We start from the raw sequence: 15,481 nt of genomic DNA, 5'->3' as shown, positions 1-15,481 counted from the left end.
CAAAAGCTTAGGTAGTCTGAATAAGAAGAAATTCCTTTTTGATTCTATAAGTTTATTCTAATTATAGGTATAAAAAAGTTTAACTGTTCTTGTATTACTCATTCTAGTTTGAATTGTTTGGGGTTGTAGCTTTTTTTTGTTTTTCTATTTTAATAGAAATCAATGCATTAAAAAAATAACGATTTTTTTTGTTTAAAAAACACGAAAAAGCTTGTAGAATCACAACTTCTGTTGTACTTTTGCCCCACAATAAAGCGAGTTGGTTTGGTAGTTCAGTTGGTTAGAATACATGCCTGTCACGCATGGGGTCGCGGGTTCGAGTCCCGTCCAGACCGCAATATTGGAAGAAGCCTTTCTTAACGGAAAGGCTTTTTTTATTTTATAGTAATTCCACTCCGCTTAATTATCTTCCTTATATTTATATATCGCAAAAAGTCTGTCGATATACACGTACTACAATGGAACATTCAATTCATAAAGAACATAAATACTATATTAAAACAGTAGATACTGATAAAAAAAGTATTTATTGTTATCATGATTTGATGGGAGAATTATATGTTCCGACGCATAAACATAATAAAGCACAATTTCTTTATACCGAAGGCGACGTTGTATTTGTAACAACTGAAACCAAAACGTATTTTTTACCAGCAAGACATTTTATATGGATTCCAAGTGGAATTGAACACAGCATTCATCCAAAGTCTGAAAACGTGATGATGAGAAATCTATACTTTCCTGTAGAGAAAGATGAAGATGTTTTTTATCAAAAGGAAGGTATTTATCCAGTTAATAATTTACTGCTTCAAATGATGCTTTTTACGAATCGATGGAATGGTGATCTTAAAAAAGGAAGTCCGAATTTTGTGATTGCTAAAGCTATCAAAGCAATATTACCTCAAATTTGTTTAACCAATTTACCTCTAGAATTGCCTTTGCCAAAAGATGCTCGCTTGAGTAAAATCTTGCGTTATGTCGAGAATAATTTAGGAGAAACGATTCTGTTTGGAGAAGTTGCGCATCAATTTGGGTATAGCGAGAAATCCTTGTATCGTTTGTTTCAGAAGGATTTAGGAATGTCTTTTATTCAATATTATACAATCAGAAGGGTGTTAAAAGCAATTGAATTGCTGCTTGATCGAAAATTATCTGTAAAAGAAGTAGCGCAAGAGGTCGGGTATACAAGTGTGCCAACATTTAGTAATACGTTTTTTAAGATTTTAGGGCAACGACCCTCTGATTATCTTAACGGAGAAAACATTCTGAAAAGAGGTAAGTTGTAAAAGGCAATTCGTGCAGTTTGTGGTTAGTTTCTTTTGAAATCATTTCATCTTTTAAATCTGTGGCAAGAAAATTAACCGCAAAGTAAGCAAAGATTAACGCAAAGAGTACAAAGTATTAGAGACTATTAGTCGCTTTTTTTGCGAAATCTGCATGAGAAACTCAATTGTTAAAATTTGTCCGAAATGAATATGTTATTGACTTTTTAGAATTATCAGGCAAATATAAAATGAAAGAACTTTGCAGTGAATAAATCACACTACTTTCATGTTCCTTAAAAAATGGTTTTCGATACTACGTTATCGTCCAAAAAAAATAGCTTTTATCCTGACTTTACTTGGGGTAACTACACTACAAGCTCAGCAAATAAATCCGATTTCATTGCAAGAAGCGATAAAAATTGCAAAAGAAAACAACAAAAACATTCTTAAATCTCGCATCGAGGTCGATATTTCTAAAGAAAATATCAAAGAAACCAAAGAACTCCGTTTGCCCGAAATAGATTTTAATGGAGGGTATTCTCGTGTTACAAACTTAACGGAGTTTAAAGGCGGATTTCTAAAAGATAAAGCCGTAACACATACTATTCCTGAAATGTATAATATAGGAACGGCTATAAAAGTGCCACTATATGCAGGAAATAAAATAAACAATGCTATCGCAATTGCCAACCAAGAGAGTGAAATTGCTCAGGTAAAAAGCGAAAAAGCAGAAAATGATATTCAGTTAGAAGTAATTGCTACTTATTTGGAAATTCAGAAAATGATGGAACTTCAAAAAATCATTGATGAAAATATCAAAGAAGAGCAAAGCCGACTTAAAGAAGTTCAATCGTTAAAAACTCACGGAACAATTACCAAAAATGAGGTTTTAAGAGCAGAGCTTCAACTTTCTGATCGTGAGTTAAATGCTTTGACGAATTCTAAAAACATCAAAATAGCACTTCATGAATTAAAAACAATTCTACAGTTACCCGAAGAGCAAGAAATAGCGATTGATACAACGGCGAGTTTTAATGAAGATGTCAAGATGGATAATTATAATTTCTATTTAAATAATACGCTTCAAAACGAAGAAATGCGAATTGCAAATCAGGAAATCGAAATCAAGAAGACAGAATTGAAATTGGCAAAAGGAAATTATTATCCAACCATAAATTTCTTTGGAGATTATAATTTAAAATATCCCAATTATATGTTCTTTCCGCCAAATCCTTATTTGTATAGTTTAGGACAAGTAGGTATCGAAGCAACATTTAGTTTGTCGGGATTGTATAAAAACAAAACCAAAGTACATATCGCAAATTCAAGGATAGAATTACAGAAGACTCAATCGGAAATTGTAAAGAATAAAGTTCAGGATGAATTATTTAGAAATCATACTCAATATGAAGAAATCACCGAGAAGATTAAAGTTGTCGATAAAGCATTAAAATTAGCAACTGAGAATTATCGCATTGTTAAGTTAAAATACCTGAATCAATTGGTTCTGATAACCGAAATGGTCGATGCTGATAATGCGTTGCTACAAGCAAAATATAATAAAATCGCAACGAGAATTGATGCCGAGATGAAACATTATGAATTGCTTCATACTGCAGGATTATTAAATAATTGAATTTTAAAAAGAGAATAAAATTTTATGGTAAAGATTAAAAATGAAACAAGAGCTAATAAGTCGTTTCATACATTGATAACTGTTATTGCGTGTTTGCTTGTTTTAAGCGGAATCGTTTTGGGAATTTGGTTTTATGTTTTTAATAAAAATCACGAAGAAACCAATGATGCTCAGGTTGAGCAATATGTTACGCCTATTATGTCTAGGATTACAGGTTACGTTCAGGAAGTTCGTTATGAAGAAAATCAGTTTGTACATAAAGGAGATACTTTATTAGTTATAGATAATCGCGAGTATAAATCAAGATTAGATGTGGCGTTGGCAGATGTAGAAAGTGCTAAAAGAAATAGCGTTGTTGTCGAGAAAAATGTGGCAACAACCGCAAGCGCAACCACAATTGGCAAGTCGCAATTGGCAGCAGCCAAAACCAATCTTTGGAAAACACAATTAGAGTACCAGCGTTACAAAGCTCTGGTAAAAGAAGAAGCTGCTACCGAACAACAATTAGAAAAAGTAAAAGCAGATTACGAATCGGCTCAGGCACATTATCAGGAAATGAGTAACCGAATCGATTCTTCGACTTTAAATACATCGCAAGCTGCGGCAAATGTTCCGACAGCGCAAACAGTAATTCAGTCCAAACAAGCATTGGCAGATAATGCTGCTTTGTTTCTTTCGTACACGGTAATTACTGCACCTTATGACGGATGGGTTGCCAAGAAAACAATTCAGCCAGGACAAATGATAAAAGAAGGACAAACTTTATTGTCGATGGTAAGTAAAGAAAAATGGATTACGGCAAACTTTAAAGAAACTCAGGTTCAGTTTTTAACCATTGGACAGGAAGTCGAAATACATGCAGATGCACTTAATGATAAAGAATTTATAGGAATAGTTGCTTCGTTATCTCCAGCCAGTGGTGCGCGATTTTCATTATTGCCGCCAGATAATGCCACAGGAAACTTTATCAAGATAGAACAAAGAATCCCAGTGAGAATAAAATTAAAAGACACAAGCGAACAAGCTGATTTTCTTCGTGCCGGAATGAATATAACTGTTGTAGCCGAACACAAATAACATAATGTTAGACAATACAAGCGTTTTTAAATCATGGGTTCCTAATTGGGCAATCATTGTAATCTTGTTTTTTTGCATGTTGCATTCCATGATTTTGTTGGGAGTTTACTCTTCAAATGTTACTTATGCAGCAAGTTTTCTAGATATAGAGCCAGAGGATTTGCAATTCTCGATGTGCGTTACATACGGAACATTGCTTGCTACGATATTAATAGAAAGCCGATTTTCTAAATTTTTCCCCACCAGAAAATACCTGATAGCAGTATTCTGTTTAATCGCAATTACTATAATGTTATCGGCTTATGTAAAGAACTTTTCGTTGTTTATCATGATCAGAATGGCCGAAGGTTTCCTAATGGCATTACCAGGTGTTCCGTTAAGACAGTTATTAATAACCAGATTTAAGTCTAAAAATGCAATTATAATTGGATTCACCTTTAATTATGGAGCACTGTTGTTATCATCGCCTTTTATAATGAATATTGCCGTTTGGCTTTTAGAGAACTACGATTGGAAATACATGGCGTATGGTTCGGCATTATTCCAGATTATTTGCGTTTTATTAATAATGATAACGTTTAATGATAGTCGTCTTCACCGAAAAATCCCTTTGTATCAAATAGACTGGACAAGCTTTGTTTTATTGCTAATAGCGATATTATGCGGAGCATATTTCTTTGTGTATGCCGAGAAAAAATATTGGTTTGAATCCTTCGAAATCCGATTTGCATTGATAGCATCTTTAATCTCGACGGGCTTATTTATCTTCAGGCAATTACATGTAAAACGACCTTGTTTTGATCTGAATGTTTTTAGATATGCCAATCTTAGAATAGGATTCTTGTTGTTTTTTCTTTTTTATATCGGTAGAGCAACACTTAATATTTGCCATAGTACCATGTTTAGTGTCTGGAACTGGGAGCCATCGCGCGTGGCGCATATTCAGTTTCTTAACGTAATCGGTAATGTAATCGGGATGGTTCTTGCCGCGGTATTTCTAGCAAAAACAGTAGCATCGAGATATATCTTTATGCTAGGATTTTTTATTCTTGCCATATTCCACCTGTGGTTTACGTTTCTTTTTGTGCCAGATATTTCATTATCGGCAATGGCAATACCTTATATTTTGCAGGGAGTTGCAGTAGGGGTCTTATTTGTGCCGCTGGTTTTGTTTACAATGTCGTCGGTTCCAACAAGTATGGCACCATATTCTGGAGCAATCGGAGTTTCAGGTCGTTTTTGGGGAAGTACAATTGGGTTTTGTATTATGCAAAATGCCGAGAAGTTTTTCCAGAAATCACACTTTACAAAACTAACTCAGTTTATTGCACCCGAAAATCCTGAAACACAAAGCCGAATTGCACAAACAGCACAAAGTTTCGTAGGTAAAGGATTTAATCCAGACGAAGCCAATCTTCTGGCGATGAAACAAATTTTAGGATCCGTAACCAAGCAATCTATACTGTTATCAAATATGGAGATTTTTACCGCTGTTGGTTACGGATTATTGGTTGTTGTAGTTCTTTTGGGAATTAATCAGCATTTAAAACAAACGTTTGATGTGTTTAAAAATCGAGTTTGGAATAGCTTTTAAATTCAGAATAATCCAGCTCGATTTTGCCATACAATCGTAAGGAAAAGCCCGAAGAATATAATGCAAAGCATAAAGTTTATAAAACTCGATGCCAGAAAACCAATAAACGAACCTGTTGCGGCTTTTAAAGCGCGATTATGGTCTTTGTAATCATAGATTAATTCGCCAATAAACGCGCCTGCAAAAGGACCAATAATAAACCCAAACGGAATTGGAGCAAAAATACCTACGACCAAGCCAATATTAGTCCCCCAAACTCCATAAGTGCTTCCGCCAAATTTCTTAGTTCCTTTGGCGGGAATGATATAGTTTAAAACAGAAATGATGATTGTAACAGCCAGAGTAATTCCTAAAATCCAATAATTTATAGGGACAACTTTTGTCATATAAAGCAATAATAAGCCAAGCCAGCTAAGGCTTATTCCGGGTAAAACGGGTAAAAAACTACCTAAAACACCAACAATCATGCATATAAAGCCAAGTAATAATAATAGTGAATCCATATAATTTTTTTGTAATTTTGTGCCTACAAACCTTTAGTTAGATTCGTCCATGCTTAGATTTTTGCAATTTGTATTGTTTTGTACCTTGATTTTTTCAATCAGTACAAGTACTTATGCGCAAACTAAAAAACTTTCAATAGACGATAGATTACTTCAGGATAGCATTTATAAAAGTAATAAGAAAAAAGTATTAAATTTTTCAATGAAAGATTTTGATGTACTTTTCTTTGATTTTTTTAAAATTAAAAGCAATCCAGATGTAGTTTTGACTAAAACACAGTTTTATAATTATACAGTTCAAATTGCTACTTTCTCTGACCGATTGGCTAGTTTATATCCTGCTCAAAAGGAGATTGCAGCAAAAAACAAAGAAGAGTGGCTATCAGAAAGCTATGAAGATTATTTATTATACAAAGCTTCTCAAAAAAAATAATTGTATTTTTATAAATTAATAGTTCAATTCAAAATCAAACACTTGAAGCAGTTTTCCCTTTTATTAGTAATCCTTTTATTTAACTCTTGTCAATATTTTGAGAAGCAGGTTCCTTCTGAAAAAGAATTATTGCAAAAAGAGTTAAAATCGATTAACTGGAAAGAAGTCGATGAGTTTCCATCGGTGGTAGAATGTGATAAAATAGAGAATAAAAAGCAGCGTCAACAATGTTTCTTCGAGGTAATGATACAACTTATCCAACAAAAACTAAGCAGCGATACGCTTGCAATTCTTTATCCTGAACTAGATACGATCGAGGTAAAAGTGACAATTTTTCCAAATGCCACAATGAAATTCGAACCACAGTTCCCAAAAGATTCCGTGGCTTACGATACCATAAAAATCGATAGTATTCTTCGTGCCCGTTTAGTCGATTTCCCTAAAGTTAATCCAGCCATCAAACGCGGAATCCCTGTAAAAACCCAGTTTATATTGCCGGTAATTCTTAAGGTAGAGTAAAATATGACTCGTAAGTGAGTCGAAGGGTATACAAACTTGTTATTTAATTTAATCATTTTCTCCTGATATTGTTATTCCGACGAAGGAGGAGTCCCCAGAAGTAATTCAATAAAAGGTATTAGTTTTTTAGAAGCTATTCCTGCTGTCCGCTATATCTTTTTATGGCAAAAAAAGCCATAAAAAGGATGCCGCTTCCATCAGGGCTAGAGCCATCATTTTCATTAGAATATTACTTAGAGAACTGTCTTCCTTTCCATTCATAACTTCCTAGTAAACTATATAAAGCAACACTAGTGCTAAAAAATGGATACCATAAGTTAGAGAGAATAAAGAAGCGCATTTGTTTTTTGGTCAAAAAATAATTCGTTTGGTAAAGTAATATCGAGTCTAGAATAAACTTGAAAATCAATATACCTAATAGATTAAGGTAGTTTATTTGCAGTGCTAAAAATAAAACCCAAGTTATAACCACACTTAAATTGGCAAGGAAAACAATAATGCCCAATAATTTTCCAAACGCACTTTGGTACGAACCCGTTTTGGCCGCCCAACGAACCCGTTGATAAAACAAGCTTTCCCAATCGGGAGTTGGTTTTGTAAGTATAATATTTTCTTCAGCTTTTAAATAATGTACCTGTACAGGAAAAGCTGCGATTGCCTTTTGTAATAAAAAAACATCATCGCCACTGGCAATTTTGTTATTGCCATCAAAACCATTCAGTTTTTCGAATAATGATTTGGTGTAGGCAAAATTAGCACCATTGCACATAAAACCTTTATTCAAGCCAAAACTCCCAATTGTTGCACCTTGTAAACTTGTTAAATCCAATTGCTGAAAATGATGCAAAAAGGATTTATTACATTCATACGTAACTGCACCAGCAATCATAGAAACATCATGAAGCTGAATGTAATTATCTAGAGTTTGTAACCAGTTTTTAGGAACAATACAATCAGCATCGGTTGTAATAATCCATTCTGTCGATGCATGTTGCATAGCGGTAGTAATCGCATCTTTTTTAGGAGAATTAGAAACGCGAATATTCTCAATTATTTGAATGCTGAATTTTTGAGATAGAATACAGAATGCTTCTTCAGAATCATCATCAACCAAAATCACTTCAAACAGTTCGATTGGGTAATTTAATTTCGAGATACTGTTTAAAAGTATCGGTAAATTTTCTATTTCGTTTCTATAAGGAACTACAATCGTAAAACGGGTTTTAGGAGGTATTCCGGTAGATTGATATTTTTTAATTTTACTAAAACCATAACTAAGCCAAGCTATTACGAATAGGTAAATAATTAAAATCACACTTAAAATAATTGTAATCATACTTTCGAATTAAATTATTCACTTTTATTTATTCCCCCTTTGGGGGCTAGGGGGATTTTTAAAATTCAGTACATAATAACTTCCAATGATAACTGGCAAAACTACATTTAAAAACCACATTAACGTAGATATGAAAATTACAATCCATTCGTTTACACCAAGTATTCCGAAGAAATAAACGGCAACACTCCCTTTTACAGCAAAATCCAGAAACTGAAAAGTAGGTAAAGACGAAGCTAAGAAATAAACAGAAGAGATTGTTGCTATTAGTGTAATGTAAGGCAAGTCAACATCGAAAGCGAGAAACAGAAAATAATATTGGTGCGAAAAAACAAGGTAACGACAAATTCCTAAAAGGATGTTTTTTTGATGAATTGATTTTGGAATTTCATTAATTTTATGGATTAGTTTCTCGATAGAATATCCTTTGATAGTGATTTTCTTTAATACAAAAACCACAAGAAATAAAACCACAAGAAGTCCGAAAAGCAATGCAACAGTTGTTGGTGTAATTACATTGTATTTAGAGTTAAAATACATCAAACCAAAAATTCCAAATACAACCGTTAGAACCATTTGTATTCCGTTACAAATCAGGTTTAAGAAAACCACTTTTTTAGTGTCTTTTTTATCAAAAAATAATGCTTTTCCAGCATATTCCCCAATGCCGTTTGGTGTAAAAAGTCCAGCTGTTAGCGCGCCAAGAACTTGTTTTGTAGCTTCTGACACTGATATTTTATGAATAACTTGAGCTAGATTTTGCCATTTTAAGATTTCGAAATAGCGATTTAAAACACTAAATAATAAAATGAATGCAATCCCCGAAACCGATTGGTTCTTTTTGAACAAGACAATGAACTTTTGCCAGTCGAGTTTGTCATTTTGGGCAAGTTGATTATAAATAAAGTAAAATGCGCCACCTACAATCAAAAGTTTGACTACAAGAACAAGGAATTGTTTAGCTTTGTGAGGAATTGAAATCATGCTGCAAAGTAAAGGAAACTATTGTGAAAAAGCTATTTCACAAAGATTCACAAAGTAATCTCAAAGTAACACAGAGATATAAAAAACAAACTTAGTGAATCTCTGTGTTTACTTAGCGAAACTTTGTGTAACCAAAATAAATAATGACAAAAGAACGCATCATATTAGGAATCGACCCAGGAACAACGATTATGGGTTTTGGATTGATAAAAATCGTCAATAAAAAAATGGAATTTTTGCAACTTAATGAGCTGCAATTGTCCAAATATGACAATCATTATCAGAAACTAAAAATCATTTTTGAACGTACCATCGAATTAATAGAAACACATAATCCAGATGAAATTGCAATTGAAGCACCTTTCTTTGGTAAAAACGTTCAATCGATGCTTAAGTTAGGGAGAGCACAAGGAGTTGCAATGGCAGCAGGACTTTCGAGAGATATTCCGATAACAGAATATGAACCTAAAAAAATAAAAATGGCAATTACCGGAAACGGTAATGCTAGTAAAGAGCAAGTTGCCAAAATGCTTCAACAGCTTTTAGGATTAAAAGAATTACCTAAAAACTTAGATAGTACCGATGGTTTGGCAGCTGCCGTTTGTCACTTTTTCAACTCAGGAAAAGTAATCGGAACTAAGAGTTATACAGGTTGGGATGCATTTGTAAAACAAAATGAGGAACGAGTTAAGAAGTAGTGTTCAGTTATTAGTTTTTAGTATTCAGTAAAAAAGAAATATGAGATTTCAGGATTTATTAGCCTATAAGAAATCATTTTCATTAGCAATGAAAATTTTTGAAATAACAAAGTCGTTTCCAAAAGAAGAAACGTATTCATTGACAGACCAAATCAGACGTTCTTCTAGAAGTGTTCCTGCTACGATTGCAGAAGCTTACAGAAAACGAGTTTACCCTAAGCATTTTTATAGTAAATTGACTGATTCTGATGGAGAAAATTCCGAGACACAAGTTTGGTTAGAATTTGCTTTGGCTTGTAAATATATAACGGAAGATTTCTATCAAGAACTTATTTCGCAGAGTATTGAGATTGGCAAACTAATTAATTTTATGATATTAAATCCAGAGAAATTTGGAGTGAAAAAAGAATAAATTAAGAGTGCTCAGGTAATAAGTGTTCAGTAAACACAAAAGAAACGGATTATTGACTGTTATTTTCAAAACTGACCACTTTTTAAAATCTGAATACTAAAAAAACTGATCACTGATTACTAATTATTGACTTTTTTTTAAACTGACCACTTTCTCAAAACTGAATACTAAAAAACTGACCACTGATTACTAAATTTATGTCCGGTATCTACATTCATATTCCTTTTTGCAAGCAGGCTTGTAATTATTGTGACTTTCATTTTTCGACTTCAATGAAGAAGAAAGAAGATATGGTTTTGGCTATTGCCAAAGAAATTGCTATGCGGAAAAACGAGCTTGAATTTCCCGATTCAGCTCGAAATGAAAATCAAATTGAAACTATTTACTTTGGTGGCGGAACTCCTTCGGTATTAACAAATGACGAAATAAACTTTTTAATTTCTGAAGTTTACAAGAATTATAATGTTGTAGAAAATCCTGAAATTACACTCGAAGCTAATCCAGATGATTTATCTGCAGAACGAATTTTTGAGTTATCAAAAAGTCCGATAAACCGTTTGAGTATTGGGATTCAGTCTTTTTTTGAAGATGATTTAAAGATGATGAATCGCGCACATAATTCGGTGGAAGCCAAAAAATGCCTAGAAGAAGCAACAAAATATTTCGATAATATTTCTTTGGATTTGATATATGGTGTTCCCGGAATGAGCAACGAAAAATGGAAACATAATATCGAAACTGCATTGAGTTTCGGAATCCCACATATTTCGAGTTATGCATTGACGGTAGAACCCAAAACAGCTTTGAGTAAACTAATACAAACAGGAAAAGTTGCTAAACCAAATGACGAAGTGGCTTCGGCTCATTTTATGATTTTGGTAGAAACCCTTGAAGCAAACGGTTTTATTCATTATGAATTATCAAATTTCGGAAAAGAGAATTACTTTTCTAAAAACAATTCGGCATATTGGCTGGGTAAAAAATATATCGGAGTTGGACCTTCGGCACATAGCTATGATGGTGTTTCCAGAAGTTGGAATATCTCGAATAATTCACTTTATCTCAAATCAATTCAGGATAATCAATTGCCAAATGAAATAGAAGTTCTCTCGGTATCCGACCGTTATAATGAATATATTATGACAGGATTACGAACGATATGGGGCGTTTCACTAGATAGAATTGAAAATGAATTTGGAACCGATTATCTAGTTTATCTAAAAAAACAAGCAGAAAAGTTTCTAAGTGATGAATTGGTTTATATTGAGAATAATATTTTAAGACCAACAGCAAAAGGAAAATTTCTGACTGATGGGATCGCATCAGATTTATTTTATTTAAATTCAGATTAAGAGATTTAACCGCAAGGTTCGCAAAGATTTACGCAAAGGGCGCAAAGTTTTTGTCAATAGTGTTAATTTATCTTAATGTAAGAATAGTTTTATTTTTGACTGTTTAAATGTTAGATTTACTTTATCTAATATTAAGAAAATTGAGTATCCTGACGCTTCGGGATTAAGCTCTTTTCGGTTAAATAAAAACTTATGAATGAGAATGAATTGTCTAAAATTGTATTCGATTGCGCATTAAAAGTACATCAATCATTGGGCTCTGGACTTTTAGAAAGTGCTTATGAAGAATGTTTGTTTTATGAATTGAAAAAAACAGGTTTAGTAGTTGAAAAACAAAAAGCATTACCTTTAATTTATGAGGAAGTGAAGTTGGATATTGGCTATCGTCTGGATATTATAGTAGAAAATAAATTAATTTTGGAAATAAAATCGGTAGATGCCTTAAATGATATTCATTTTGCGCAGCTATTGACTTATTTAAAATTAACAAATTGTAAATTAGGTTTACTAATCAACTTTAATGTTGTTTTAATAAAAAACGGAATTCGAAGAGTTGTAAATAATTTGTAATTAATATTGTTTAACGGAATTAAGAATTAATTGTAAGGTTTGCTAAGCTCATTTTCTTTGCGACCTTTGCGTAAAACTTTGCGGCCTTTGCGGTTAATTTTTTTAGCCACGAATTACTCGAATTAACACAAATTAAAACCTTTGCGGACCTTGCGGTTAAAAACGAAAGTATTATGAAAATTACCATATTAGATGATTATCAAAATGCGGTTGCAAAACTAGAATCTTTCAAAATGCTGAAAGGATTGGATGTTACTATTCTGGATCATACAGAAAAAGACAATTCAAAGTTAGCCGAGTTATTAAAAGACTCCGAAATTATTGTTTTAATTAGGGAAAGAACAGAAATTTCAGCCGACTTGCTTTCGAGATTACCTAAGCTAAAACTTATAAGCCAGACAGGAAAAAAATCTAATCACCTTGATATTGCTGCGTGTACAAAATATAAAGTTGTCGTTGCCGAAGGAATCGGTTCGCCTGTAGCTCCTTCTGAACTTGCCTGGGCATTAATCATGAATACTGTTCGCCAGATTCCTCAAGCTATTCAGGGAATGAAAGAAGGGAAATGGCAAACGAATATAGGTTCTACTATTCGAGGTAAAACAATAGGTATTTGGGGTTATGGAAAAATAGGGCAACAAATAGCTAAATATGCAAATGTATTTGGAGCAAAGGTTTTGGTTTGGGGAAGTGAAAATTCAAGAAACCAAGCTGTTACTGATGGATTTCAGAAAGCAGATTCTAAAGAGCAATTTTTCTCCCAAAGTGATATTATCACATTACATCTTAGACTTAATGAAAGTACTTTCGGGATTGTAAAAGAAGCCGATTTAGGTTTAATGAAACCAAATGCAGCTTTAATTAATACTGCAAGAGCCGAATTAATAGAAAAAGGAGCTTTATTAAAATCACTTAAAAATGGAAAACCAGGATTTGCAGGAATAGATGTTTATGAAGAAGAACCTATTTATGATGTAGATTTTGAATTGCTTAATATGCCAAATGTTGTTTGCACGCCTCACATAGGTTATGTCGAGAAAAATAGTTACGAACTCTATTTTGAGAAAGCTTTTGAGAATGTAATTAATTATATCAATAGTAATCCAACAAATATTGCAAATCCCGAAGCATTATTTTAAATTTGGATAAGTTCAACCTTGCGGTTAAAAAAAACATGCTTAAGAATATGAAAGCAAAAATTAATAATGAATTCGAAATCGACTTATCAAAACCCATAGATATTTCGATTCCGCTTACAAATACAGACGAAAACCCGATTGCTTGGTATATCGAAAAACCAGTAATCGAACCAGTGGTTTTTGGTGATTGGATAGGAAAGGTTTCGGAAGGGAAATCATCTACAAACTTTAATAATATTTTCTTTAATCCACATGGGCATGGTACGCATACTGAATGTCTGGGACATATTACACGAGAATTTTATAGTATTAACCAATCCTTAAAAACGTTTTTCTTTTTGGCCGAATTAATTTCGGTTGAACCAGAAGCTCAAGGAGAAGATTTGGTAATTACTAAAGAACATATTTTGACTTCGCTCAATGGGACAATTCCCGAAGCAATTGTTATAAGAACGAAACCCAATTTAAAGTCCAAAAAAGCTGCAAAATATTCGAATACGAATCCGCCTTATTTGTCGGAAGACGCAGCGATTTTCATTCGCGAAAGCGGAATACAACATTTACTAATTGATTTGCCGAGTGTAGATAAAGAGCATGATGAAGGTAAACTTTTGGCACATAAAGCTTTCTGGAATGTAAAAGATGTAAATAATCTTAATGCTGATGCAAGATTAAATGCTACAATTACTGAAATGATTTATGTAGACGATCAAATAAAAGACGGAAAGTATATACTGAATTTGCAAATTGCTTCGTTTGAAAATGATGCAAGTCCGAGCAAGCCAATTTTATATAAAATATGATTACAGTTAGCACAGATAAAACCAAACTCGACGTTCCGTTTGTCCAGCATTTCTTAAAAGATATTTATTGGGCTGCGGGTCGAACCATGGAAGAAGTTCAGACTACGATTGATAATTCGTTTTGTTTTGGGATTTTTCTAGAGGACAAACAAATAGGCTTTGCCCGTGTTATTACCGATTATGTGGTTTTTGCTTATGTAATGGATGTTTTTATTACCGAAGAACATCGAGGTAAAGGGTATTCGTCTGTTTTGATAGATAGAATGATAAACGAACCAGCATTAAAAGAGGTTAAAATATGGAGGTTAGCGACAACAGATGCTCATTTTTTATATAGCAAGTTTGGTTTTACAGCATTAAAAAGTCCAGAGAAAATGATGGAAAAAGTAATAGTATGAAAACAGTAATAAAACTAGAAGAGTTGGGTTTATTTGTTCTCGGCATATATTTGTTTAGCCAATTAGATTATCAGTGGTGGTGGTTTCTGGTATGGATTTTAGTACCCGATTTCTCCATGCTTGGTTATGTAATCAATGCTAAAGTTGGTGCTTTTTTATATAATGTATTTCATCATAGAGGAATTGCAGTTTTAGTTTATATTTTAGGCTATTATTTAAAGTTAGAAACAGTACAATTTGTTGGTGTTATCTTGTTTTCTCATGCATCGATGGATCGGATATTTGGTTATGGATTAAAGTATGAAACTGGTTTTAAGTATACGCATTTAGGTGAAATTGGTAAATAAGAAATGATATGAATTTAGAAACGTATTATGAATATTGTCTTTCTAAAAAAGGAGCCACCGAGCATTTTCCTTTTGATGAAGAAACATTGGTGTTTAAAGTTGGCGGAAAAATGTTTGCATTGTCATCTTTGACCCAATGGGAAAAAAGTACTCCTTCGGTAAATTTAAAATGTGATCCGGACCGTGCTCAGGAATTACGTGCCGAATATGATGATATAAAACCGGGTTTTCATATGAGTAAAGTTCATTGGAATACGATTACGATGAATGGAGATTTGCCTACGGCTTTTATAAAAGAACTGATAGACCATTCGTATGATTTGGTTTTCAAAAGTTTGACAAAGAAAATTCAGAATGAAATTACTGAATTAGAAAATTAGGCATTACATTTGCAGCGTAAGACAAAAAAATAGCA

18 protein-coding genes and 1 tRNA gene are annotated in these 15,481 nt (G+C 33.1%); 16 read left to right on the top strand and 3 right to left on the bottom strand.

Annotated features, from left to right (window positions below; all coding sequences use genetic code 11):
* The first annotated feature begins 261 nt into the window (after positions 1-261).
* The 5 genes from OIU83_RS22785 (at position 262) to OIU83_RS22765 (ending at position 5,572) form a co-directional block, all read left to right on the top strand.
* A tRNA-Asp gene (locus tag OIU83_RS22785) sits at positions 262-335 on the top strand.
* A gap of 123 nt (positions 336-458) precedes the next feature.
* The gene (locus tag OIU83_RS22780; RefSeq protein ID WP_264208570.1) at positions 459-1,286 is read left to right on the top strand and encodes a helix-turn-helix domain-containing protein; all 828 of its coding nucleotides are present in this window, start codon (positions 459-461) and stop codon (positions 1,284-1,286) included.
* A 265-nt stretch (positions 1,287-1,551) separates the two neighbouring features.
* Positions 1,552-2,901: a TolC family protein gene (locus OIU83_RS22775; protein ID WP_264208569.1), complete on the top strand. Its 1,350-nt coding sequence runs from the start codon at positions 1,552-1,554 to the stop codon at positions 2,899-2,901.
* Between the two features lie 24 nt (positions 2,902-2,925).
* A complete protein-coding gene (locus OIU83_RS22770; RefSeq protein ID WP_035621928.1) occupies positions 2,926-3,978 on the top strand; it encodes an HlyD family secretion protein in 1,053 nt (350 codons plus the stop codon).
* A gap of 4 nt (positions 3,979-3,982) precedes the next feature.
* A complete protein-coding gene (locus OIU83_RS22765) occupies positions 3,983-5,572 on the top strand; it encodes an MFS transporter (RefSeq protein WP_264208568.1) in 1,590 nt (529 codons plus the stop codon).
* A gap of 2 nt (positions 5,573-5,574) precedes the next feature.
* Here the strand turns inward: OIU83_RS22765 and OIU83_RS22760 are convergent, their stop codons facing one another.
* Entirely contained in the window at positions 5,575-6,075 is a 501-nt protein-coding gene (locus OIU83_RS22760; protein ID WP_264208567.1) for a DUF456 domain-containing protein, read from the bottom strand.
* Between the two features lie 202 nt (positions 6,076-6,277).
* On the opposite strand from OIU83_RS22760, the gene OIU83_RS22755 reads away from it, so the two are divergent.
* Positions 6,278-6,508, top strand: coding sequence for a hypothetical protein (locus tag OIU83_RS22755; RefSeq protein WP_264208566.1), 231 nt, complete (start codon positions 6,278-6,280; stop codon positions 6,506-6,508).
* 42 nt (positions 6,509-6,550) lie between these two features.
* Positions 6,551-7,027, top strand: a complete 477-nt coding sequence (locus OIU83_RS22750; RefSeq protein ID WP_264208565.1) for a hypothetical protein — start codon at positions 6,551-6,553, stop codon at positions 7,025-7,027.
* 229 nt (positions 7,028-7,256) lie between these two features.
* Here the strand turns inward: OIU83_RS22750 and OIU83_RS22745 are convergent, their stop codons facing one another.
* On the bottom strand, positions 7,257-8,363 hold the full coding sequence (locus OIU83_RS22745) for a glycosyltransferase family 2 protein (protein ID WP_319005367.1): 1,107 nt from the start codon (positions 8,361-8,363) through the stop codon (positions 7,257-7,259).
* 24 nt (positions 8,364-8,387) lie between these two features.
* On the bottom strand, positions 8,388-9,347 hold the full coding sequence (locus OIU83_RS22740; protein WP_264208564.1) for a hypothetical protein: 960 nt from the start codon (positions 9,345-9,347) through the stop codon (positions 8,388-8,390).
* 143 nt (positions 9,348-9,490) lie between these two features.
* Here OIU83_RS22740 and ruvC point away from each other — a divergent pair, with 143 nt between their 5' ends.
* From ruvC to OIU83_RS22695, 9 genes are all read left to right on the top strand, one after another.
* On the top strand, positions 9,491-10,045 hold the full coding sequence (gene ruvC, locus OIU83_RS22735; RefSeq protein WP_129540026.1) for a crossover junction endodeoxyribonuclease RuvC: 555 nt from the start codon (positions 9,491-9,493) through the stop codon (positions 10,043-10,045).
* 40 nt (positions 10,046-10,085) lie between these two features.
* On the top strand, positions 10,086-10,457 hold the full coding sequence (locus OIU83_RS22730) for a four helix bundle protein (protein WP_264208563.1): 372 nt from the start codon (positions 10,086-10,088) through the stop codon (positions 10,455-10,457).
* Positions 10,458-10,654: 197 nt separating this feature from the next.
* Positions 10,655-11,809 carry a radical SAM family heme chaperone HemW gene (gene hemW / locus OIU83_RS22725; protein WP_264208562.1) on the top strand — a complete coding sequence of 385 codons (1,155 nt, stop codon included), beginning with the start codon at positions 10,655-10,657 and terminating at the stop codon, positions 11,807-11,809.
* Between the two features lie 192 nt (positions 11,810-12,001).
* Positions 12,002-12,379 carry a GxxExxY protein gene (locus OIU83_RS22720; RefSeq protein WP_264208561.1) on the top strand — a complete coding sequence of 126 codons (378 nt, stop codon included), beginning with the start codon at positions 12,002-12,004 and terminating at the stop codon, positions 12,377-12,379.
* Between the two features lie 173 nt (positions 12,380-12,552).
* Complete coding sequence (locus OIU83_RS22715) at positions 12,553-13,518, top strand: D-2-hydroxyacid dehydrogenase family protein (protein WP_264208560.1); 966 nt, start codon at positions 12,553-12,555, stop codon at positions 13,516-13,518.
* 47 nt (positions 13,519-13,565) lie between these two features.
* The gene (locus tag OIU83_RS22710; RefSeq protein WP_264208559.1) at positions 13,566-14,321 is read left to right on the top strand and encodes a cyclase family protein; all 756 of its coding nucleotides are present in this window, start codon (positions 13,566-13,568) and stop codon (positions 14,319-14,321) included.
* On the top strand, positions 14,318-14,719 hold the full coding sequence (locus OIU83_RS22705; protein WP_264208558.1) for a GNAT family N-acetyltransferase: 402 nt from the start codon (positions 14,318-14,320) through the stop codon (positions 14,717-14,719). The genes OIU83_RS22710 and OIU83_RS22705 overlap by 4 nt, the downstream gene beginning before the upstream one ends.
* Positions 14,716-15,066: a DUF4260 domain-containing protein gene (locus tag OIU83_RS22700; RefSeq protein WP_264208557.1), complete on the top strand. Its 351-nt coding sequence runs from the start codon at positions 14,716-14,718 to the stop codon at positions 15,064-15,066. Before OIU83_RS22705 ends, OIU83_RS22700 begins: the two co-directional genes overlap by 4 nt.
* A gap of 8 nt (positions 15,067-15,074) precedes the next feature.
* A complete protein-coding gene (locus OIU83_RS22695; protein ID WP_264208556.1) occupies positions 15,075-15,446 on the top strand; it encodes an MmcQ/YjbR family DNA-binding protein in 372 nt (123 codons plus the stop codon).
* Positions 15,447-15,481: the final 35 nt, after the last annotated feature.

This window comes from Flavobacterium shii, from assembly GCF_025847235.1.
Lineage (GTDB): Bacteria > Bacteroidota > Bacteroidia > Flavobacteriales > Flavobacteriaceae > Flavobacterium > Flavobacterium shii.
This window is presented reverse-complemented; position numbering and strand designations above follow the sequence as displayed.